Origin of the sequence: Olivibacter sp. XZL3 (genome assembly GCF_004368405.1) — a bacterium.
In the GTDB taxonomy this organism is placed as follows: Bacteria; Bacteroidota; Bacteroidia; order Sphingobacteriales; family Sphingobacteriaceae; genus Olivibacter.
This window is the reverse complement of sequence record NZ_SBJH01000072.1, coordinates 1-23176: the sequence shown is the minus strand read 5'-3', so window position 1 is coordinate 23176 and position 23176 is coordinate 1. Positions and strand designations below refer to the sequence as shown.

Annotated in this window: 20 protein-coding genes and 1 pseudogene; 6 read left to right on the top strand and 15 right to left on the bottom strand. The window is 43.9% G+C overall.

Annotated features, from left to right (window positions below):
• Window positions 1-184: 184 nt before the first annotated feature.
• Window positions 185-823, bottom strand: a complete 639-nt coding sequence (locus EPX21_RS16785; RefSeq protein WP_130855016.1) for a GntR family transcriptional regulator — start codon at window positions 821-823, stop codon at window positions 185-187.
• Between the two features lie 523 nt (window positions 824-1346).
• Between EPX21_RS16785 and EPX21_RS16780 the strand changes: the two genes are divergently transcribed.
• Both EPX21_RS16780 and EPX21_RS16775 read left to right on the top strand, forming a co-directional pair.
• Window positions 1347-2516: an ATP-binding protein gene (locus tag EPX21_RS16780; protein WP_134090851.1), complete on the top strand. Its 1170-nt coding sequence runs from the start codon at window positions 1347-1349 to the stop codon at window positions 2514-2516.
• Between the two features lie 260 nt (window positions 2517-2776).
• Window positions 2777-2998: pseudogene (locus EPX21_RS16775) on the top strand (DUF2382 domain-containing protein); the annotation flags it as partial.
• Between the two features lie 439 nt (window positions 2999-3437).
• Here EPX21_RS16775 and EPX21_RS16765 read toward each other — a convergent pair.
• From EPX21_RS16765 to EPX21_RS16735, 7 genes are all read right to left on the bottom strand, one after another.
• Window positions 3438-4733 carry an ATP-binding protein gene (locus tag EPX21_RS16765; protein ID WP_134090849.1) on the bottom strand — a complete coding sequence of 432 codons (1296 nt, stop codon included), beginning with the start codon at window positions 4731-4733 and terminating at the stop codon, window positions 3438-3440.
• A gap of 125 nt (window positions 4734-4858) precedes the next feature.
• Window positions 4859-5305, bottom strand: a complete 447-nt coding sequence (locus tag EPX21_RS16760) for a hypothetical protein (protein WP_134090848.1) — start codon at window positions 5303-5305, stop codon at window positions 4859-4861.
• Window positions 5302-5964, bottom strand: a complete 663-nt coding sequence (locus tag EPX21_RS16755; RefSeq protein ID WP_240768706.1) for a hypothetical protein — start codon at window positions 5962-5964, stop codon at window positions 5302-5304. Before EPX21_RS16755 ends, EPX21_RS16760 begins: the two co-directional genes overlap by 4 nt.
• 118 nt (window positions 5965-6082) lie before the next feature.
• Window positions 6083-7567, bottom strand: a complete 1485-nt coding sequence (locus tag EPX21_RS16750) for an IS1182 family transposase (protein WP_134090847.1) — start codon at window positions 7565-7567, stop codon at window positions 6083-6085.
• Between the two features lie 543 nt (window positions 7568-8110).
• Window positions 8111-8464: a hypothetical protein gene (locus EPX21_RS16745; RefSeq protein WP_134090846.1), complete on the bottom strand. Its 354-nt coding sequence runs from the start codon at window positions 8462-8464 to the stop codon at window positions 8111-8113.
• A gap of 99 nt (window positions 8465-8563) precedes the next feature.
• Window positions 8564-9133, bottom strand: a complete 570-nt coding sequence (locus EPX21_RS16740; RefSeq protein ID WP_134090845.1) for a hypothetical protein — start codon at window positions 9131-9133, stop codon at window positions 8564-8566.
• Between the two features lie 934 nt (window positions 9134-10067).
• On the bottom strand, window positions 10068-10373 hold the full coding sequence (locus EPX21_RS16735; protein ID WP_134090844.1) for a hypothetical protein: 306 nt from the start codon (window positions 10371-10373) through the stop codon (window positions 10068-10070).
• Window positions 10374-10663: 290 nt separating this feature from the next.
• Between EPX21_RS16735 and EPX21_RS16730 the strand changes: the two genes are divergently transcribed.
• The gene (locus tag EPX21_RS16730) at window positions 10664-10891 is read left to right on the top strand and encodes a hypothetical protein (protein WP_134090843.1); all 228 of its coding nucleotides are present in this window, start codon (window positions 10664-10666) and stop codon (window positions 10889-10891) included.
• Window positions 10892-10900: 9 nt separating this feature from the next.
• Here the strand turns inward: EPX21_RS16730 and EPX21_RS16725 are convergent, their stop codons facing one another.
• From EPX21_RS16725 to EPX21_RS22770, 4 genes are all read right to left on the bottom strand, one after another.
• Complete coding sequence (locus EPX21_RS16725; RefSeq protein WP_134090842.1) at window positions 10901-11638, bottom strand: LytTR family DNA-binding domain-containing protein; 738 nt, start codon at window positions 11636-11638, stop codon at window positions 10901-10903.
• Window positions 11628-12716, bottom strand: coding sequence for a histidine kinase (locus EPX21_RS16720; protein ID WP_134090841.1), 1089 nt, complete (start codon window positions 12714-12716; stop codon window positions 11628-11630). The genes EPX21_RS16725 and EPX21_RS16720 overlap by 11 nt, the downstream gene beginning before the upstream one ends.
• 72 nt (window positions 12717-12788) lie before the next feature.
• Entirely contained in the window at window positions 12789-13799 is a 1011-nt protein-coding gene (locus tag EPX21_RS16715) for a hypothetical protein (protein ID WP_134090840.1), read from the bottom strand.
• A gap of 64 nt (window positions 13800-13863) precedes the next feature.
• Window positions 13864-14010, bottom strand: coding sequence for a hypothetical protein (locus EPX21_RS22770; RefSeq protein ID WP_166670794.1), 147 nt, complete (start codon window positions 14008-14010; stop codon window positions 13864-13866).
• 299 nt (window positions 14011-14309) lie between these two features.
• Between EPX21_RS22770 and EPX21_RS16710 the strand changes: the two genes are divergently transcribed.
• The 3 genes from EPX21_RS16710 to EPX21_RS16700 all read left to right on the top strand — a co-directional run bounded on the left by EPX21_RS16710 (window position 14310) and on the right by EPX21_RS16700 (window position 15858).
• Window positions 14310-14894 (top strand): Crp/Fnr family transcriptional regulator, encoded by a 585-nt coding sequence (locus EPX21_RS16710; protein ID WP_134090839.1) that lies wholly within the window; start codon window positions 14310-14312, stop codon window positions 14892-14894.
• A 169-nt stretch (window positions 14895-15063) separates the two neighbouring features.
• Entirely contained in the window at window positions 15064-15540 is a 477-nt protein-coding gene (locus EPX21_RS16705; RefSeq protein ID WP_134090838.1) for a MauE/DoxX family redox-associated membrane protein, read from the top strand.
• 33 nt (window positions 15541-15573) lie between these two features.
• Window positions 15574-15858, top strand: a complete 285-nt coding sequence (locus EPX21_RS16700) for a hypothetical protein (protein WP_134090837.1) — start codon at window positions 15574-15576, stop codon at window positions 15856-15858.
• Window positions 15859-15910: 52 nt separating this feature from the next.
• Here EPX21_RS16700 and EPX21_RS16695 read toward each other — a convergent pair whose 3' ends face one another.
• From EPX21_RS16695 to EPX21_RS16685, 3 genes are read right to left on the bottom strand one after another with little or no spacing between them, the layout of a single operon-like run.
• Window positions 15911-17308, bottom strand: a complete 1398-nt coding sequence (locus EPX21_RS16695; RefSeq protein ID WP_134090836.1) for a RagB/SusD family nutrient uptake outer membrane protein — start codon at window positions 17306-17308, stop codon at window positions 15911-15913.
• 10 nt (window positions 17309-17318) lie between these two features.
• On the bottom strand, window positions 17319-20513 hold the full coding sequence (locus tag EPX21_RS16690; protein WP_134090835.1) for a SusC/RagA family TonB-linked outer membrane protein: 3195 nt from the start codon (window positions 20511-20513) through the stop codon (window positions 17319-17321).
• A gap of 18 nt (window positions 20514-20531) precedes the next feature.
• Entirely contained in the window at window positions 20532-22619 is a 2088-nt protein-coding gene (locus EPX21_RS16685) for a TlpA disulfide reductase family protein (RefSeq protein ID WP_134090834.1), read from the bottom strand.
• Window positions 22620-23176 lie beyond the last annotated feature (557 nt).

Genomic DNA, 23176 nt, shown 5'->3' with positions numbered 1-23176 from the left:
CGCATAGCTTGGCACATGTTTGTTTTTAAAATGTTTTCCGACAGTTTATTGGCTATAATCAGTTAAGCAGAATTGTATACAAATATATAATATTTTTGTATACATAAAAATATTTGGGATTATTTTAAATGAAAAAACCGCTTCATGGAAGCGGTTCGCAAACTCATTTTTTCAGGCTTTTATATTAGATTAGTTCAAGTGCTTCTTTTTCACCTCGGTCCAAGTGGTTAATAAGCGTATTTAACGCATCGTCAAAGTTTCCGGATTTCAGGCTTTGCACAATTCTACGATGCTCCGTATCCGTTTGCTTATAGTCATCCATATGGCTCAGCGAATTACCTAATTTCAAATGGAACAACGGAATATTACTGTTTTTATACAGAGCCAATAGACGTTTATTTCCAGATCGCTCCATAATAGTTTCGTGAAAACGCACATCTGCTTCGCAGGCGCCACTATAATACCCCCGCTCTGTCATGGAGGTAAAATCATCACAAATTGCTTCCAGCTCTTTAATAATATCTTTGTCGATTTTCTTAAACAGCAATTTCAGCGCCCCTACTTCGAAAATTTCACGCAATTCCCTGATGTCACGCACATCTTCAGCGGTCATATTTCTAACAAAACATCCACCCTTTTCACCGAATTCCACTAGATTTTCACCCGATAGCCGAATTAGCGCTTCACGAACGGCAACACGGCTAACATTTAACTTTTCCGCCCATGAGCTTTCTTTCAAGCGGGCACCACCTACCAATTGATTCGCCAAAATTTTTTTACGAATCTCATTATACACTTTATTTGCAAGTGAATCTTCTTTCATTTTGTATACAAAAATACATTTTTTTATTAAATATATCACTCAAAAATTTGTTTATAAACTTGTAATCGGTTTAAGCTGATTACGAAATATCATTTTTCAGAAAATATACCGAATCAGGATTTTTAAACACCATCCCTCTTTGGCAACTTGGAATGACTTATTAACATAAGAAACAGCTGGCCCTGCTCCACCAAGCTACCAAGGCGGGAAAATAACACGAATCATCGGGCAATTCCTCTATTCTTATCGGCCCCTTCCTGCCCCATCTTTGTAAGGTGCGGTATATTAATGGTTTTGAGGTTTTCGAAGTAACAGCCACCCGGACCGTTACACCTAAACCCTTCGTCAACGTGGATTATTTCGATGAACCGGCAAGCCCACAGCCCGTGAAGAAAACCTTAATTTACGGTAGTGATGAGATTATATAAATAGCCATACTCGTTCTGCACTGTTACAGTGCACTTTTTACTGAAATTTGCACTGTTACAGTGCAAAATAGCTATCTTTGTGAAAATTAACTGCTATGGAGAAATTATTGGAATATTTTCATAAGCTTTTACAGGCTATTGATACAAGCTTTCTTCGCTATACCTATGCAGAAATAAATTGGGAAAGCCGAATGATCGGCCTTACCGGACCGCGAGGCGTCGGTAAGACTACGCTCATCCTACAATACATCAAGAAAAATTTGAATCCGGCAGAAGCACTTTATGTTACCGCTGAGGACTTTTATTTTGCCGATCACAAGTTAATAGACTTAGCCGACGTCTTCGTCAAACAGGGGGGAAAACACCTTTTTATAGACGAAATCCATAAATATAAAAACTGGTCAAAAGAGCTCAAGTTAATTTATGACTATTATGCCGAATTGCAGGTTGTCTTTACAGGATCTTCTGTATTGGATATTAATAAAGGCGCTTCCGATTTAAGTCGTAGGGCTGTCATGTACCATATGCAAGGCCTGTCATTCAGAGAATATTTACAACTGTTTCACCAAATTTCCGCAGATGTATATTCTTTAGAAGACATCCTCACGCATCAGGTAAAAATACCGGATTTGAAACATCCCTTAAAATTCTTTGCTCAGTACTTAAGAAGAGGATATTACCCATTTGCTTTAGAAGGCGATTTTGATATACGACTGCAACAGACAATCAATCAAACCTTGGAGTCCGATATTCCTTTGTTTGCCGATATGAACGTGGCAACGGGAAGAAAAATGAAACAACTTTTAGCAATCATTGCGAAGAGCGTTCCTTTCAAACCCAATTTCTCCAGTATTGCCACTATGCTCTCCGCCAGCAGAAACAACATCGCTGATTATTGCCTGTATATAGAAGAAGCCGGGATGATCGCCCAATTGCGGGATGACACCGGAGGAATAAGAGGTTTAGGTAAAGTCGATAAAATATATTTGGATAATCCCAATCTCGTTTACAATTTAGCGGAAAGCTCTCCGAATATCGGCAATATCCGGGAAACGTTTTTTTTAAACCAACTACGGGTTAAGCACGACGTCTTAGCTTCGACTGTGGGAGACTTTCAAATCGGTGATGTGATCTTCGAAATCGGCGGAAAAACCAAAAACCAGAAACAGCTCGAGGGTGCTAAAAAAGGTTACATTGTAAAAGACGATATCGAATCAGGATTTTTGAACACCGTCCCTCTTTGGCAGTTCGGAATGACCTATTAACAAGTACACTATTTGCTATGCAAATTCAAAATTTATCTTATGTATTTTCAAAGTTTACTCCCTGTAAATTCAAAATAAATTTCATGTATTTTCAAATTTGTTCATATTTTTGAAAAACATAAGTCAAAGCCACCCAAGCCATTGCACCTGAACTCTTCGCCAATATGGACTATTTCGGCGATCTAGCAAGTCTGATGAGAACAAACAACAAAATATAAGGTGAGCTGGAAAAACAGGAGCGATAGCTAACGCGACCGGCTACTGAGGCCGATTTTAACGCCTTCCCCGAAGGCTCGATAGAAATTACCGAACACGAGGAAGTCCCTGTTGTGTCTAAGGAAGCCCGAGTGGTAGAAGAAGTTAATCTAGAAAAAGAGGTGGAAGAAAAAGAGGAGACCATTCGGGACAGCGTACGTAAAACCGATGTGGAAGCAGAGCCCATCGGCAATAAAAGCAGACTGAATACCGATAGGGATTTATAACAGTAAACGTTGGTGCCGATAGCTTTTAACCAAGGCAGATGGAATTTTCATTCTGTCTTGGTTAAAAGCTTTTTTTATTAATGGCCCACTTTCAAAACTTGCTTGTGTTTTTGAAAAAACCACACTATTTGCTATGCAAATTCAAAATTTATCTTATGTATTTTCAAAGTTTACTCCATGTAAATTCAAAATAAATTTCATGCATTTTCAAAATTCAAAGTCAAAGCCGCCCAAACCATTACACCTAAACTCTTCGCCAATATGGACTATTTCGGCGATCTAGCAAGCCCAAAATCAGTAAACAAAACCTTGATTTACGGCGGTGATGAAAATCAACAACGAACGAAGTATAAGGTGTTAAGCTGGAAACATTTATTCGTATTTTTTGTTATATACGATATTTTATGTAGTAGTTTACGCTAAAAATTATGATTAAAGCTTAACGATGAAAACCAAGGATGGCATATAAGGGAATATTCTCCAACCAGCTTTCTCTGCGATAATCGCTCATGGAAGTTCTGACGGCTATTTTAGGCTGAAATTTATCATAATAAACCCGTAAGCTTTTAGCCTGTAAATTTTCCTCCACCTTCACTTCTATAGGAATGATTTCACCCGCAAGTTGCACTAAAAAATCAATTTCGGCCCGGGCATTTTGCGGAGACCAATAATAGATACTCAAATCGCTGCGTGTGATCAATTGCTGCGCCACATACTGCTCGGTAAGGGCTCCTTTAAATTCTTGAAAGATCGCATTACCCTCCAAAAGTGTACGCGCGTCTAGGTCTGTCATTGCTCCCAACAACCCCACATCGACCATAAACAGCTTAAAAGCACCGAAATTTTCATAAGCCTTGAGCGGCACCGCAGGCTTAGAAACGTTAAAGATCTGTTTTACCAAACCACAATCGACAAGCCACGCCAATGCCAATTCATAATCCTTGGCTCTGGCTCCCTGGCGGATGATTCCATAAATGAACTTTTTATTCTCCTTTGCGAGCTGTGCTGGAATTGAGTTCCATAACATTCGAATACGGGGTACTATATCGTTGGGTGCATGTTTAGAAAAATCTTGTTCATAAGCTAACAAGATACGCTTTTGGATAGCCCTAACTTCCATAAAGTCCTGCCTTTTGGAATAAGCCAAAACTGCTTCAGGCATACCTCCAATATAATAATAGCTACGTAACAGCTCTGTATATTTCGGGGCGAAAGTTTGAATGAGTTCCCAGTTTTCCTGTACCAATAGCTCTTTTAAAGACGTTTGCTGCACCGCGTCCAGAAACTCATAAAAATTGAGTGGATATAAATCAAGGAAATCCACCTTTCCGACAGGAAAAGAAGTATTTCGGCTTAATGCAACGCCTAATAGCGAGCCTGCACAAACAATATGATACTGCGGGGCATTCTCCTGAAAATACTTGAGCGCAGTGATTGCAGTTGGGAATTCCTGAATCTCATCTATAATCAACAGTGTGTTTTGAGCGTTAATAACCACACCGGTATCGATCTGTATCCCTGAAATAATACGTTGTATATCAAAATCGGCAGCAAACAGGCTTCTAGCAATGGCGTTACTTTCCAAATTCACGTAAGCTACCTGCTCATAAGCCTGCCTTCCAAATTCTTTCATCAGCCAGGTTTTACCCACCTGTCTAGCGCCCCGGATAATAAGTGGTTTCCGGTCGGAACTGTCTTTCCACGTCTGCAAATATGTCAGCACTTGTCTTTTCATACACAAATATACGAAAACAAGTACGACTTTTTGTTATATATAACTATTTTATGTACATTTTTTTGTTATATACAACATTTTTATGTATTAGTTTCACGAAAGAACACAAAGACTTACGACTGTAGCTAGTGCCGACTTACCCTTCTCCATACATAAAGACACATTGGCAAAAGCAACACATACGCCCACCAAGGTAAACGAAATCCGCTTTTTTGCCCTTTTTGCTTCTCCTGGGATGTTGTGGAAGTCTCCTGTTGCACCACATTGAGCATCCCATGGAACCGTTGCTGACTATCCAGCAGATCCGCCTTCCGCCAAGCTTCGCCCCGATACCGCAGCAGCATCTCATCGGCAGCGAGGCCACTATCCGGATGCCAACGGACATTGCCATTTAACCACCATAAAGCGTCATATTCTGCATACCCTTCGGCTCTATTGCGGCGCCAGCTAGTTTCACTGCGCACTGAATCACTTCGTGCAGAAGTGGTCTCGCTGGTGGAATACTTCGTTTTAAGCTTCGAGGAAGTACAGGAAAGTAGAAGTCCTGCACCAATGACTATATAGATTTTCATCGTGTCTCCCCTCCTATCCAATCGGCCACAGCATAGAGGCTTTTGATCGGCCGACGCTTTCTATATACCCCATCCCCTTCCCTGCTGCCATTATCGTTCGTATTCCCTTCTACGGTAATCACCTCCTTTTCGCCCCATTTATCGATAAAGCCACAGTGGGCGATCCGTTTGAGGGAGGGAAAGTAGAGGCCGAACACACAGCTTGTTTTCGTTATTGGTTTTTCGTTGTTAGTTGTTCGTGATCCCCTTGCCAGCGCCTTCGCACGAGGCCACACCAATTTATCTTGCGGAAAAAGGCTGGCGGCCCAGGCTGTCTTGGGGTTGTCTACCTCCGCCCGCCCCAGCACCCAGCAAACAAAAGCCGCACACCAGGCATGCCCTTTTCCTAGGCCTGTATAGGCTAGATAAGCTTCCACTTGCGGCCCGTCGTTACGGCCCGTCGCCTCCCGTACCCCCAGTTGACTGTCGTAAATTTTCTTTACCCTCAAACGGGTAGTTTCTATGGGAAATTTTTCCGCAAGCATATCATCTTGCTTCGCCAAACTATCGGGCGTAGCATGCCTATTGCTATCACCAAGCAATGGAAGCCATAGTGACAGCCCTGTTTTTATAATCAAGACACTGAATATAATTATTAAAGGATTTATTTTCTTTTTCATTTTAACACATTAAAAATTTCTTATTCTTTTTCCCTTGAGTGGCTGTTGCGCTACCTGTTTCTTTTGAGATTTTAAGGATTGGGACTTGAGGAATATTTATTTAGTGTCTTTTGACATTTTAGTAAGTTGGCAAAGTATCTAGGCCGGGGCGGATAAGGGACATACTGGACGGATTGAAAATGAGCTGTGAAAGTCTTTTTCCGGCTAGTTTTATTCTTTGCAGGTTACTAATCCAGTTTTTCGGGCTGAACTTGAGCATTTTTTTGAGATTGTAGGCAATGGCGGCTATGGTCATACACTTATTTGCCTGTGCAAGTCCTTTGGTGTTGACCTTCTTCATGCCCAGGTAATTGACCAGAGTGCCAATAACAGGTTCCACGGTGCTCTGCCGTTTCCTCATCAGGATCTTCGCCTTTTTTGTCTGCATGCGCAGATGCATCTGATCATAGTAGTCTTTGTCTATGGTTGACTTTATGGAGGTACCCTTATTTTTCCTATATGCAGGACACATCTCTTTTACCGGACACTCCCTACATTCCCCGACGCCTATACGGTATTCCCTGTTGAAAGAGCGCTGGTTCTTAAAGGTCCCAACATATTTAAGCTGTTTGCCATTCCCACAGGTATAAAAATCCCCCTGCCGATTATAGGAGAACCCTTCCCTTTCATACATGAAATGAGGTCTGTTAGGAATATATCCCCGGATGTTGTTCTCCTGCAGGGCTTTAAGCGCCTCACCGCTGCTATAGCCCGTATCCGCCACAAGCTCCTCCGGATCAAGCCCGTGTTCCTGTAGGTTCCTTACAAGCTGCGGCAAAAGGATTGGAAGACATTGGCTATCATTTTTGTCTGCGGTAAAGGCCTGTATATGGGTAATCACATGCGAAGCTGTATCCACGCTCACCTGTCCCAGATAATTCAGGGCCATGGCTTTTCCTGTCTTTACCGCCATCTTTGCATCGGGATCGGAAGGACTGATATGCGTATCGTTATGGGCATTCTTTTTGGGCCTGAGTAAAGGGTAGTGACGATCTTTTGTCTTTTTCATTTCCACGCTGCGGGGAGCGTGTACTTCTTCGTTTTCTTCTAATTCCCTTGCATAACGCTCCGCATCTTCGAGTATGTCTTTGCGCACCATACTATCCAGTGAGGCATTGGCTTTGACATAGACGCCGTCAACAGCCTGCCGCCTGCCCGAAACCATTCCCTTTTCGATGCATTGGCCCAGCACCCGCCTGAAGAGTTCGGAGAACACCTCCTGGCCGTACAGTTGTCTGGTCCTGCTCAGCGTGCTGTGCCATGGCAACTCCTCATCAAGATCGTAATCAAGGATATAAAGGATATCGAGGCGCAACTTCGAGGTACAGATAATACGCCTATCGCTGTTGAGGTTTTCCAGATAACCTACAAGCATCAGTTTCATAAAAACCACCGGATCGATGCTTTTCTGGCCTTCGCTGCCATAGTATTTAGATGTAGTCGCGTACAGAAACTCAAAATCCAAAGTCTCTTTTAGACGCCGATAAAAATTATCCGCCGGAACATAGTCCGAAAGTTGAAATTGGATGAACAGTTTCTCTTGATAGGTCTTTTTTCCTTGCATATCCCAATTTACTGTTATTCCATAACCTTATCAAAATAAGTTATCAACGAACGTGAGTTGTGCAACAGCCACTTGATGGAAAAAGAATCAAAACCGAGAAGCTTGCTTCGAGCTCATGAACACCTTTGAAAAAATAAACCCAAGTGAATAAAGATCAAGGCTGCACGTATTTCGCTAAAGATTTAGGCCTAATCCTCAATCCTGTGGAGCCGCGCCATAGCACAGGCCATGCTTCGCTTCTTCACATGATTTTTTCCTAGGCTATCCTAAATCTTCTTGACGCTCACTCCGTGAGGCCGTCCTGCCCTACCACCAGAGCCAAGTTTGCATTAACGTTGATCATCCGAAATGGCCTAGGCTTACGGACACAGCAATCGGCAGCCGGACTTGTCCCTAAACATATTTTCACGCGTAGCTAACACCTTAAAGCAAAAGACAAACGAAGCGATAGCCTTTGCAGGGCGTGTCTCCTTTTGCGAACGGACAAGTGGCCACGAATTGCAAGGTAGTAAGCCAGCCAAGCACTTTGGGTACTTTGGTGCTTCAAAGTACCGTTCCCAAAGCCATTACAAAAGCATACAAAAAAGCCAGTAAGAGCCCCAAGTAAACACCAATCTTCTGCCAGGAAAGCAGCGATTTAAAGTTCCGTTCAAAGTGCTCGGCAGCATATTCCCCCAAAAACGGCCAATGCTGATGGAGCACCCAAAGGCACAGTTGTACGAAACTCAGCACAGCTATGGCCGCCACTAAAACGGCACTCAGTACCCCATAATCGATGGGTGCAGCTGTGATGTCCACTAAGCGGATGAGCGGTTGATAAGCGATGTAAGCCAAAATACTGGCTATCAGCAGCGTTATTAAAAGATACTTTCTATAAATGATGATGAAATTTTCCATAGTCGTTATTTTACTTGTTATTGGTTACCTACCTGTTCGGTAGGCAAGTTCATTATTCGATTAAAGCAGGGCGGCCAAGGCCGCCTGCTTTAACGAATGTTACAGTTCGACAATTGTCGACGACATATTACCCGGGGTATTCACTAAGGTGACTGTAACAGCCGAGCCATTCAGGGCTTCATTACTAGCCGTAGCCGTATAAACCCATTCAGTGGCCGTATCATCGGTAGCCACTGCGAAGCCATCCTCAATCGCCTCACCGTTACCATTCACAATATCCACATGCACCTGCTTTACTTCCAGTACATCCCGCACACGTATCGTGATCTCATCGCCAATGGCTCCCACATAGCGATCGGTAAGCACCCTTCTGATTTCCGGGTCCGTCATATAATCCTTGAAAGCCACATTATAAGCCGTTTGTCCCGGTTTCGCCTTTTGCTGATAGCGTTCCTTCAGATTAGGATCGCTGATCGCGCGTTTTGCATAGAAGGCCGCATCGGCAAAACGTTCCTGGACCGTACGCTGACCATCCGTAGGTACCCGATCGGGATCGATCTTCGGAACATCAGCAATGATGGTGTTCCCCGCCTTTTGACGGAAAACAAGCATATTGCCGACCTTACCACTTGCTCCACGCATAACCACATTATTTCTGGATTTTGCCATAACATAAAATTTTAAAAGAATTAAAAATTAAACCATTTGTGCAATCGCTTTTTGGTACCAATCGCGTCGATTACGATTCAAAGGTTAACAAAAAACAACATAAATCAATGGATATCAACACCTTGTGAATAATCATGAAGAAAAATGAATAAAGTAGAAGCTTTATGAAAAAGTTGTGTAACGTCCAATTGCCAAGAGTTAACAAACTCGCGCCATTCGCTTTTGGTATTAAAGAAGTGTTAAAGAAGTCTATTCGTATAACCAAGCTAGTGTCGGCGCAGTTCCAAACCAGTGTCAAGCTAGTTCCTGCTCAGTAGCTTTTCTGTGTGAACGCAGTACCAACCAGTACCATTTCAGTAGGTTTACAGTAGCTTCCAGTGTCAAAAAGGGCTTGTGTCCTATCTTATGTTATCTTCGAACCAATGAATGTACAATATTTGAGCAACCATAAGGGAGAAAAAACGGCTGTTTTAATATCGTTAAAAGAGTGGAATACTGCTCAATGCCCACACCGGCAACAGACAACTGGCAACTGACAACACAAGAGCAACTAACAACTAACAACTACTAACAGGCAACTCTCAATTCTTTAGTGCTCCTGCTACGATTATCCTCCTACCACTGCTCCTGCCCCTGCTACTTATAACTCTTGCTTCTGCCACCGCCCTAAAACCTAGAACTTAAAACGTAAAACCTACAACGTAGAACGTAAAACCTACAACCTCGAATGTAAAACCTAAAACCTAGAACTTAAAACGTAAAACTTAAAAACCTACAACGTAGAACCTATAACGCAGAACGTAGAACTTAAAACGTAGAACGTAAAACCTACAACCTCGAATGTAAAACCTAAAACCTAGAACTTAAAACGTAAAACTTAAAACCCTACAACGTAGAACTTAAAACGTAGAACCCATAACCTAGAACTTAAAACTCAAAACCCACCACTTCCCCTTATCGCTTCAATTACCTCATGCTCCAAATAAACATCCTTACCATCCAACTTATAAGGCTTCAGGATCTTTTTCTTTTTGAGGTAATACAGCTTCGTATCGCCTATTTTCAGCATTTGTTTGATATCCGCGTTGTCCAATACGCGGCTTGGCGAAGCCTGTTGGTTAATGGGCAAAAATGGTTCGCTGGTCGATTGGGACACTGTACGCCGGTCAGCCAGCTGTTCCATTAGTCGCCGGACTTCCTGTAGAATTTCAATCAATATATCTAGTTTTTGGGTAATCATGAGTGGTATAACGATCTTAGGTTTAAAAAATCTCCCTTGCCTCCGATGCGAAATATGACTACCTTTGAAGCAAAGAAATTAATAGATAAGAATGATATAGACGTATTTTTTTAACATATAATATTTAGCAACAGCTATTTTACTCGTTTCTGAAATATTGCGACTTATAAAACTTTACACGAAGGAAAATAGACTGATTGCCCGCGCATGCGGGCATCGGTTTCTTTGTGTAAAGCCGTGTCGCAACGGTTCAGAAGCGGGAAATTCGATGACCCGCTATTTTTTTTATCATGACCGCATACCTCAATCTCCAGCAATTCAAACACAGCCTCATTACGGATCACGCACTAAGCGATGCCTTCATAAAACGCTGCAAAACCCTAAACTTACACCATATTCAAGAGCTATTGTCTCTCCCCCGCGAAAAGGCCATCAGCGCCGCATACCTCGACATAAGGCTGTTCAGGGAATGGACAGCCTACTTGGAAGAACATCATTTGCTCTTTTTACTTCAATAGGCGTCAGTCCTATCTTCCATGATAAAACTCCATAAAAGCTTTCGCAAAAGCTCTTCCAAGCGAAAGCCTTTCGGGCCTATTCCACAAGTGGACAACATGGCCATCCGTTGAGTAAACGGCAGATTTGCGCACCACATAACTTCGGTTCACCTGAATAAAACCGGCACCCAACAAAATAGGCAGATTCGCTTTCAGCGAACTACTGTAAACACGTGTACTTTCCCTGAAATATAAAACCAGTGCATGATTCTTAACCTCTACATACTCAATTTCGCTCAGGGGTACGCGCGATTCCATTTTTAAATCCCGGTCATAGAGAAACAGATAATCACCCGGTATCTCTTTCAGCATGGGTGCTGGCTCGCTTACCTTCCCCAATTCGGCCAAGGCGCGCTTAATTGCCTTCAAGAAACGTTCATAATGCATATTCTTCACCAAGAAATCCACGGCACCTAAGTCATAACTATCCACCGCAAAGCAGTCATGCGCCGTATAGAAAATCACCAAAGGTGGGTCTGGCAAAGAGCCATAGAGCCTAATCCCGTCCATTCCCGGCATATCTACATCCAGTAAAAGTAAATCCACCCGGTTTTCCAGTAAGAAACGGCGCGCTTCATATGCATCGGTTTCCATAGCCACCAACTCCAGTTCCTCCTGTCTTTCTACATACACTTTTAGCAACTGCACCTCATGCAGATTATCGTCCACAATCATTACCGTTACCCGGGCATGTTTCTCATTTGGCATAGGCAATACTCAACTCAACAGTAAAATGTTCGGTTCCGTCTGTCACCTGCAGATCGAAATCCTGCTGTAACAGCATATTACCGCGTCGTTGTAAATTGGCAAGACCCAATCCAGCCTTTTCACTGCGCACTACAGCCTTTTTCCGGTTGGTGCACGAAAAACAGAACCGTCCGTTGCTAAGCCGCGTCTCTACCATCAAAGGATGCTTGCGCGAAATCTCACCATACTTCAAAGCATTTTCTATCAAGGTCAGCAAAGTAAACTGTGGAATCTGCTGGCCAGCGAAAATCCCATTATACCGCCATTGCACCACCTCTTCACTACCCTGCTGCAAGCTGATCAAGCGCAACATATAGTCCAGATAAGTCAACTCCCTTTCTACGCTAACCAACAGGCTTTGCGTACGCGAGGTCTCCAACGCATAATCCATAATAGCAGCCAAACTACGTACCGCCTGTTCCAGTGGTGGATCATTATGCTTCATAGCACGCAGCAAAAGAAGTGAAAAGCTATTTTTCAGGAAATGTGGATAAATCTGGGCCGACTGCCAGCGCATCTCATAAAGCCATTTTTCCTTCTCCTCCTGCTGTTTCAGTCGCTCCAGTTCCAGTTTCTCTTGCGCTTGCCGCAGGTTTACTTCCAATAACAAACGTTTATCTTTCTCCTTTTCTACACTTCGTTTCATATACACATAAGCCAGAGCATACATTCCAAAGCGAAACAGACCGATTAGCACCTCGCGCAAAAACTTCAACCAGGTCACCCGCGCTCCCGGCCTTTCCAAGGTTAGGCCAAGCGCTGGGAACAGCAACTCCAATAACACAAAAGCGCCCACAGCCAGCAGCGAAATATCGCGTAGCAACAGGAGCCAAGCCTTGATATTAGGCCTTGCCGACATGATACGGTCAAAAGCATGCACCAATACATAAAAACAAAACACTAAAAATAAATTCAGTCCCAGTACCGGCCAGACAGAAGTAGCAGGAAATTTCCACTTATTGATTAAACAAGAAATAAGGACGTAGCAAGACCAAAACAACAGGTGTCTGGATTTAGAAATTCGTAAAGATTGTTTCATAAAATCGATTTTTAATGATTAATTAACACAAAATCGATAATAAATTAAAGAAAAAGTGAGAATAATATCACTTTATAAGCACATTTCCACACAATCTTTATACATTTCGCTCGTAATCATGAAAAATTGATAATTTATTTTATCGAAAAGATAGCAGTCCGAGCCAAACTTAAATACAGACCAGCAAGACAACTGATTTTCCGGCTCGCTTAAGGGATTACCTGAAATTGAAGGCCCTAAGTTTCGGTGAATATAGGGCCAGCAAGTCCACTGCTCCGGCTGCTTTTGCAAGACAGCCTCCAACAAAGCATACAAATGTTGACAGGTTTCTGCGATAAAGGCGGTCCGCTGAACGAAGCCTGCGGGATCAATTTTCGACAAAATAAGCAAGTCCACGCCTGTTGCCCCCCGTTCGCTCAACACCGGATAAATCGGCACCTGCGCAGCATGCGCCAAATAAGGAACGCCCCGACGGACAAAAAGAGGCTTACCGAACCAACTAATCTCCTCTAGCTGATTCAGCCTTGCCCGCATGCCTGTATTGCCATCCATATACAACAGCAGATTATTGCCGTCTTTCAAACTACGCACCATCCTCAACAAGGCTTGCGGCTGTTCCGCCACAATGAGGTCGAAATGCCCGGTCCCATTCCCTAATTTACGGAACGCTTCGCGGAAAGCCTCTCCCTCCTTCATATAAGTGTGTTTAGACACCACCAAAGAAATAGGCACGCCCGCTTTAGTCAACAGGAAATTCAATAAGCGGTAGGAGCCCGTATGGAAAGTCACCACAATCCCCGGCTGCGCCTGTAGTTGATCCCTTAAGTTTTCCACCGCCGTCTGCAGCGTATTATCGGCAAATACCGTTGCATATTGCATATCCAGCAAGCTGAGGGACTGGTTAAGAGCCATCTCTTTAAAGAGCCTCGCATGCTCATGCCAAGGGATGTGCGGCAGAAAACGGTGCAAGTTAGCACTAAAAAAAGCGTAATGGTACAGCGTCCGGTCATTGGCTTTGGCGAGGCTAAAGCTATCATAGCGTTCTTCTATGATGGCTTTCTCAATTCTATATTGCTTTATCATCGTATTCGGTTATCAATTAAGCAAAGAGGCATGCCCCGAAAAAGGGGCATGACCCCGTTCACCCTTACAAAATCTCGATATCACATTTCGATCCGCCGTCATCGTCATTATCGTCGAGGAAAACAAAGCGGTCCATAAAAACTGCTAAAGACAGCGGCTCAGTCAGCGCTGCGATGTTGGGCCTAAAGGCTAATTTTTGATTGCTTTTCATCCTATTGAAAATTTAAGTTGTACTTGCCAGCTTAGCGGGTTGGCAAAACGCCCGGGCACCCCGGCCGGTGGCACCATTACTGCGATCGACGATTTGAATTTGCAAGAAAAACGGAAAGAAAGTTCACCGACAGCGCAAAAAGGCAGAACCGGTGCATAGAAACAGCCCTTAGCCACATAAGCCCTCCGGAAAACGTTCACGTAATCGACAAGGCCATTCACGCAGCCCATCCAGCAGGCTGCGCAGCGGCCAGCGTTTAACCGAAGGTTAGCATTAGTTTCACAGGCAAATCAATCAGCATGGAACGATTCTTTACCTTCTGGCGGAAATACGTTACCCTAAACTGGGACGACAAGCAATTTATCCGGCAACATGCCCGTGTGCTTACCTACAGTAAAAACGAGTATTATATCATGAAGGGCGAAGTAAAATTGCGGTGGTGCTTTGTATTGGAAGGAACGGTGGCAGGCTTGGACATTCCACCCAATACACAGGAAACCATCTATTGGGTAAGCACTGCGAACGATTATTTTGTCGGCACGAAGCATCCATTCAGTAAACGGAGCAACCAACTTGCTATCCGTTTTCTGGAAAACAGTTCAATCCTTGAAATACCGATCTTCCATTTACAGGATGCACAACGTACACGGCCCGCTTTCGCCGAACTTTTGCATGTGCTGAAACAACATAAAATCAATCAGCGTACGCAACTACTCAAGATCATGAAGATGAAACCTCACCAACGCTTTGACGTCAGCATGCAGTACTTACCTAAACAAATCCACCCGTTAACCATGCAGCAACGTTTACGCTTTTTAAACATCAACAAAAGAACCTACTACCGCTCGCTCATGAACTACTTACGAAAAAATAAACAGCAATAATGGTGTATAACGCACCAATATTGAGTCCATTAGCTTAGTAGTTTTGCTTCTATGGAAACGAAGGCTTGCTAAACCGCTTGTAGACATAGTTCCATTACCGGCCGGCTGCCGATCTGGGCATGACAAAACGATCGGCGGCCGCTGGTTAAATAAGAAAGGAGAAGCAAACATGAAAAAGTACAAGACTATCATAAACATTATCTGTTTTTTATTGATTGCGATGTTCGCCTGCTTTCTCTATGACCAAATACATCATTTCGAACAATTTCAGTCAAAAATGCAGCGGCAGGTTTTCAGCCCGGTATTGTCTAGCGTGCTGAGCTATGTCATCCCGTCAGTGCTGACTATTGTGATTATCCTGCTGACAATTCCAGAAAAGAGATTTTTTGGTTTACTCAGCGCCGCCCTTTTAATGGTTCTTTTCACAAGCTATGTGAGCGCTGTACTGCTTGGCCTATTTGAATACCTGCCGTGCTCTTGTATATCTATTGTGAAAGATATCAGCTGGGAAGGGCAACTATACTTCAACATCACCTTTTTGCTTATAGCAGCTGTGGGCCTTTCAACATACTTTATCAATAAACAACATACCAACAATATAATCTATGCCGACCGGAAGGGTGAAGGGGCCGGCATAGGTTGTTAATTCATCATTCACCCCTCACTTAATTCTTAAGTTATGAAGAATTACTTCTTAGGAGCAGGTGCACTTGCCTTTGCCGTAACGCTAATGTCGTTTACAGCAGAAGAACCACGGGTGGCTGAACAATCTCAAGAATTGAACTGGTATATCCGTGATAATGCCGGCAACTATTCTGAAGACATGCAGAACGAGCATGAAGATTGTAACCCAACTGGTCCAACAATCTGTGCACTTGGCTTTACCGAGCCGCAGAATCCAGCTGAACTGGATGATTCATCTGCAAGCGGGGCCCAGGATGTCGTTTACAGAGCCAATCCTTAGTGTCCTCTATGCCGGTCGGCGGCCGTCTTGCCAGGCAAGAACGGCCGCTTTTTTACCGTTCATTTTGCGGCATATCCGGATGGAAAGCAATCACTTCATTCGGTATCGGGTAGGTATACCGCGGATCATTAGGGAGCAGCGCATACATTTTGCCGTCTATCATTCGTTCTATGCTTATCGCTCTACCCTCAAGGTTTAAACGCCTTAAATCCGACCAGCGCAAGCCACGGAACAGCAATTCTTTTTTACGCTCTGCCAGCACATAGGCTAGCGCCTCCTCTTGGCTAGTTGCCGAATACGGCTGGAAGGCCACATTTTTCTCCCACCGGGCAGCCTTCAATCGGTTCAGATCATTCAAGGCCTGTTCAGTGTTGCCCAACCTCGCCGCTGCTTCCGCTCGGATAAGATAAACCTCATCGCTTGCCAATCCTGCAAAATTATATTCTCTGCCATCATAACTGCCTTTAAAGCTCACACCATTCTCTTCCTGATTAAAAAACACTTTTTTCCGTAAATCATGTTCATCATAGGATGCATATAAAACACTGTCTACACGTGCAAAAGTTGGGCGAAAAGGATAGGACATTAATGGGCGGCTGATCATATTACACGAAAATATCACTTCCCTATGCTCTTGACTGCCGGCAACGAAGGGATACGAAAGCTCGGCGTTTATTTCATTATAGTCGAGCAAGTTGCCCATAAGCTGTAAACAGCTATCAGCATAGGTATAAGCAGATTCATATTCCTGCATAATTAAATACGTTCGTGCAAGCAACGCAAATGCGGCTTGTTTAGAAGCCCTCGTCTTCACTTGGATATCAGCGGCTAGCAGTTCTCTCGCCGCTGATAAATCATTAAGGATGAGATTGTAGGTTTCTTGCAATGTAGCTCTTTTGACGGGTTCGTTTAAATCTGCCTCTAACCGCAGCGGGAGCCCCCACTTACCGGTCAAATTGCCTTTGTGATATGGAGGGGCAAAAATTTGTGCCAATTGAAAATATGCATGTGCCCTATGAAAATGAGCCTGGCCCTTGACCATGTTGTATTGCCGAACATCTGTAGACGTAGGAGCCAAATTTTCCAATCCTTTCAGCACCACATTCGCAGAAAAAATCACTAAGTAGGGATAATCCCAATCGTACACGGCATCGCCAACGTATGGCTCCGCAGCCCATAGGTAATAATTTTGAATTTGAGGCTGTAGCATTCCATTAAAATCTGCATCCGTAACGTAATAACTATCCGACGCAGCTTCACCTATCCCCGGTACCGGGCCACGGGCGGTACTACCCACGCCATTCATTTCAATATCCCGATCTAATATGGCTTGAAAGTCGTCCAAAGTTGTCGGCACAATCTGCGAGCGATTAGGATTCTCGCTTAAAAATTCAGATTTGCTGCATCCCGCTAAAAGGAGTAGGCAGGCGATTACATATAAATTACTCATCTGTTTATTTTTATAAGGTTAAATTCATACCCAAGGCAAAGCTGCCAGCTGTTCTGGGCACATTATTAAAATAAGGATCAATACCGCGGTTATTAGCCGTCCACAACACCGGTAAATTGGCAGCATACACAAAGAGCCGCATAGATTGGAAAGGCATTTTTTTAGCTCGCCGGAAGGTATAGGAAAAGTTGACATCTTCTAGCCGAATATGATCCCCCTTTAGTATATGCACCGAAGCATATCGATATACGTTATCCCGATTTACATTGGCAGGGTAAATCATGGCAGGCACATGGGTTTGCTGTTCATCACCCGGCTTTTGCCAACGCAGAGCGTAATCACCATGTCCATCCCAACCTGCTACAATAGCATTATTGATAACCGTAGGCGCTCTGAAATAGTAACCAAATTTGTAACTGATATTAAAAGAGAGCGTAAATTCCTTAAAAGAAAACGTGTTGCGGAGCGCACCATAATGCACAGGTTGCACCGGACCATGATATTGCAACTCATCTAAGCTTGTAGTATTATAGATAGCGTTATAGTCTATGCTCACCTCCCCATTGAGGTAGCTGCGCGGCGCACCCGTTTCCGGATCAAGGCCTGCCCAAGGGAAGCTATAAGCTGTATAAAGCGGCATCCCAATGATGGGTTGCACCGCTGTTAAAGCTGTTACATAGCTTCGTCCAACATTACTTACCGGCATCAGGTATTCCGTCACCTTGTTGACGGAATAACTATAAATTAGATTACTTTGCCAGCGCAAAGCCTTGTCCAAATTCAAACTATTCAGCTGTATATCCCAGCCCCTACCCTTCATACTGGCCACATTGGCAAAGACTGATGAAAAGCCCAAGGTGGGGTCTGTAGGTGTTTGAGCCAACAGGTCGGTCGCCGTCTTATCATAATATTCTATACTACCTGACAAAACATTCCTTTTCAAACTGAAATCCAGGCCCAGGTTCAACATCTTAACCCGTTCCCAGCGCAACTGATCATTCGGAGGCCTCACTACTGTAGCCGTCGGGTATCGATGCGTGGTACCACCGGAATAGAGATAAGCTGTAGTTAAAGCGGATGCAGCTCTTGAAATATTACCATTCACCCCATAGGTTACACGTGGGTTAAGTACCGGCAGCCAATCCAACGTGTACCAAGCCTCTCGATTGATTTGCCATTTCGCACCGAGCGACCAGAGTGGTGTACCACGCATGTTACTAGATACGCCAAAAAGATTTGCCTCATCCTTTCGCATACTGGCAGAGAAGGTGTATTTATCATGATAAGTATAGGCCCCGTTTGCGTATAAAGAAAAGAAGTTATCCGTCAACCTGACCAGTCCATTACTACCGGAGGGAATACGCGAGTTTCCTGTTGAGATTGTAAGAGGATACGTGTTCACAAAATCGACATTTACATTAAACGCGTTATACTGTGGGCGGTAACCATAATAAAAATAGCTCATCCCATCCGTTTGCTTACTTCTAATTTCTACTCCGGCAATTGCATCCACATGATGCTTATCATGCCAGGATTTGGTAAAGTTGAGTTGCGCACGGCCCTGATGACTTCTGATTTCATTATCCGACGTTTGAAGCATACCACCCAGCGGTACCGGATAAGTGACGGTGCCCGTAGCAGGATTGATCTGCGTAAACCTATTGATACGATTCCGTGCTGTAAAAGACTGCTCGTCCGTAGCCGTTTGATTTTTGTCCTGCTGGTATTGGTACTGATAAAGTACCTCTGCCTGTAAGCCCTTTAAAATTTCGTAGCGGGCTGTACCATTCACTAAAATATCCCGGATATTGTTCGTCGTTCGTTGGAACTGGATTTCATCATAAGGCCTAAAATTCCAGTCCAGAAAGTTTCCGGCACCCGCTGTATCAATAAAGCCTTTACGGTAATAACTATGAACAGGCAAGGCCAAGCCATGCTCATCCACCAAGCGGGTATAGGGGCTTAAGCCATTCAAGCCATAACCAATTGCTGAGTTCATTCCCGGGTTATCGCCGAGCTCCTCCTCCGATTGGATGTACTGCATCGTCGCTTGCAGTTGCAGTTTATCTGTTAAGCGGTAGGTAGTAGCATTACGCAGCGATATCCGCTCGTTATGTTGTCCAACCAGATTTGAACGGTTGGCATCGTAGCCTGCCGAGAAAAAATAGGTCAATTTATCCTGCGCGCCACTGATATTTAGGTTATACTGTTGATTAATGCTATTTTGATAGAAATACCGCTCGATATCCCTGCGGGCATCTTGCTGTCGTAGCTCGTTCAACGCAACTGCTAAATCCGCTTCATTGGCTATCATAAGCTCAACAGCCTCCGGTATAGCGGTTACCTGCCGCGCTAAGGTATTGCCTAATTTAGCACCATCGTAATAACCCAGGTCGAATAAGCGCTGTTCCCAATCTATCCTATCGGCACTGCTCATCCAAGACACATTATAGACATCAGGTTTAGCTTGTAATGTTACATTGGTATTCAGTTCAATGCGCGGCTTAGTCGTTTTTCCCTTTTTTGTTGTAATGACAATAACACCATTAGCCGCCCTGGCTCCCCATATAGAAGCCGCCGCCGCATCTTTCAGCACACTCACACTTTCGATATCATTGGGATTGATATTAGCCAAGTCACCATCATAAGGAAAATCATTCAGTACAACCAAAGGTTGGGCATCCGCTGTGATAGTGCTTCTTCCCCGGATCAGGAAAGGGTCTGTGTCAGCCGCATCGCCCTTATTAAATTGCAATCCCGGGCTCAGGTTTTCCAAGCGAGTTAAAAAATCAGGCGAAACGCTTCTGTTTAGCAGTTCATTGTCTATCAAATCAAAACTGCCGGTAGCCCGCTCCTTTGGTATACGCTGGTAGCCCGTGCTTACTATAGCCACCTCATCAAGCACAGCCGTTTGCGCCAGAAGTGTAATCCGTAAAAGTTCATGCGGACCAGCGATCCCCAACTTAAAAGGCGCATAGCCCACCAAACTGACGCGGATGGTATCAGGCAGCGAAACACCTATAGAAAAGCGGCCATAGCTATCCGTTAGCACCGTGGTGTTACTGCGTTCGGCGCGAAGCGTTACACCCTGAAGTGCAGCACCGCTCAGGCTATCAAGCACCAAACCTCTTACAATTTCCTGCTGTGCAGCGGCATTGTGCATAGCAGCTAAGTAAATTGATAAAAATAGTATCCAGAATTTCATATGGTTTAGGGTTATAAATTAATTACGGTTATCACTTAAAATAAACATCGGTATCTGCCGCTGCTCCACCAGTAATATCAAGCCGTTGGCAGCCAGCACATCTTTCAATTTGGGTATATTGTCTCTCAACACGAAACCAGCCTCTGGTAAGCTAACATGCCTATCTATAGCGCATTCACTTAAAAATATAGGCAGGTCAGTACGCCATTGCGGAGCATAATTTAATTGCTTTAACAGCTTGCTCAGCGGCATCCCGTCTTTTACGGTGCTCTTTCTATTGCTCATTTCCTTTATGGAGTAAACCGCTCGCTTTTTAGGCTCCCAATGCCCATGAAGACCAAAGGCCGTGTTTAGGTCATGCACCGCATATTGTTGAATTGATCGACCATCCGCCTGACGTGGCAGCAGTAATTGATAGGCGTATAGATTTTCCTTTTTAAAGTCACGGTTTAACACCTTTGCAGAATCGGTCGTTTCTATCAATATCCGGTTGTAATCACAAGCCAGTGCCCCACGATAGATATCCACAATAGGCCTGTTAAACTGGTAGAACACCTGCGTATCTGCCTTTATATGATGGCCGGAACCACCCGTACCCTCAATAAAGCCGGTAAGAGCAGAACGCTTCCATATCTTGGCACCTTGCTCTGCGGCATAGCGATCAATAGGTATGAACGGGTTTCGGGCTAGATCGCGCTTCTCTTTTAAAACGGGTGCTGTAGAATGTAATGCCTTCTGTATGTTTTTGGCGGTTAACTCTTCACTTGCCGTTATCGCATAAACATATCCATCCTTTATCCACACATAGTGCGGAATAAAGCGGTGCGGAAAATACTTTTTAAAGATTTCGCCCTTCATGATGGATGGTAGTTTCCACTCGTTTCGTTGCATGGTAGGCAAAGCCGTGACAGCATTCTCATAGGTTAAAGGTAAAACCTGTAACACCTGTTGAAACTGCTCTTGTAAATCCTCAACCTTTGGAATAGCTGCTAAACAGTTGCTGCACCAAGTGGCCCAAAAATCGAGGATGATGAGTTTACCTTTGTAGTCGGCAAGCGTTATCGTAGGACTTCCCTCCTGCCCTACTTCTACTATTTTTAGCGGCAGGTTCCATAATTCATCGGGAATGGTATCTCCTATTTGCAAAGGCTTAATAGAATCTGAGGATAAAGCCACGCCGTGGGCAGCCTCCGGGGCGGAGGACTGCTGGGCGTGTGCCAAACAAACACAGAACAATATCTTTAAGGTTATAAGGTAAAAGGCATAAGGTTTAAGGGCGCGCAAGGCCTGGCCTTTAATAGGTCGTTCATCTCTGAATCGTGCATTTCGCCTAAACTTCTTTGCATTTCGCCGTATTTTTTTTGCATTTCGCCTGCCAGCAGATGCATTTGGCCTTTCAGTAAGTGCATCTCGCCATATTTCACCTACATTTCGCCCTACATCGGGCAGAAGCAAACTCATCACTGATAACTCATCACTCATCACTAGGGGCGCCCGCCTCGGTGCGCAAGCCAAAATAAGTCGTTCGTCCCTGCTCGAGTTAGTTCGTCCCAGCATATGCGTAAAAACGAAAAACAAACGTCTGAATGCACAGCTTAAATTCAACGCATTTCGCCTAGGGGCTAATGTATTCCATCCTGCTTTTTCTGCATTCTGTCCTGGTTTTTCTGCAATTTGGAGTGCTTTTTCTGCATTTTGACCTATTTTATCTGCATTCCACCAAACGCACTCAACGTACCACGTCGCTATGCCGAACCATTGGAGGTGCCTATACGAAAATATCCGAAGCCTACCTAAACATCTCTGGGCGTAGGTAACGGGCAAACTCCTCACTGATAACTCATCACTCATCACTAAGGTCCGTCTTCGCGCGCCAGCCAAAAGAAGTCGTTCGTCCCTCCTAGCAGTCGTTCGTCCCAGATCAGTACTGTAAACAGGCTGTTCGTCCCTAGACTTTGTTATTCGTCCCACGGCAGGCACACAATCTAACATCAAGCGGTTATGTCTTTTATCTTTATTTTGTAAATATTTATTAATCAGCGTTTTGATGATATTCAAAAGCTTAATCTTAAGGCATAGCAAGCCCGTTACGTATTTATCGTTCATTTAAATTGAATAGGTTGGGTTAAAAATCCTGTTAGGTATTCAAAGAGATTTTAACCAGAGCTATTCAGGCTTACGGATAATATTTTTGAAGAGGCATTTACGGGAATGTAACTGGCCTATGTAGTAATAGTAATGTGAACGTTCTAACTTATTGAAACGTTGGGTAGGTTGGTTTGGATTAGGTTTTCTTTTCATAACTCGTTAAGTTCTTAACGAGTCTCATATTGGATGCAAAAACAAAAAGGTGGACTTCACATCCTTCGATCGTGGCACCGCTAAGAGCCTCCTCCCGACCTACGCGAGGCAGGGAGTTCCCCCGAAGAATTTAAGTGAAGCCCACCCCTTTGGACAGAATATATCTGCGAAGATACACAATCTCCTCAGAATGGGCGAATCACTTGCCTTCTCGTGGGTATATTAGCGGTTTCCGAACGAGAGAGACATCGCTTTCCATGGATCAACCATGGTCTGATATGTTGTATCCGTCCTATGGACTACGTGTTTGATTTGAGCATAATTTGTTTATAGTTCTGCGGATACAGATCTTTTATGTTTTT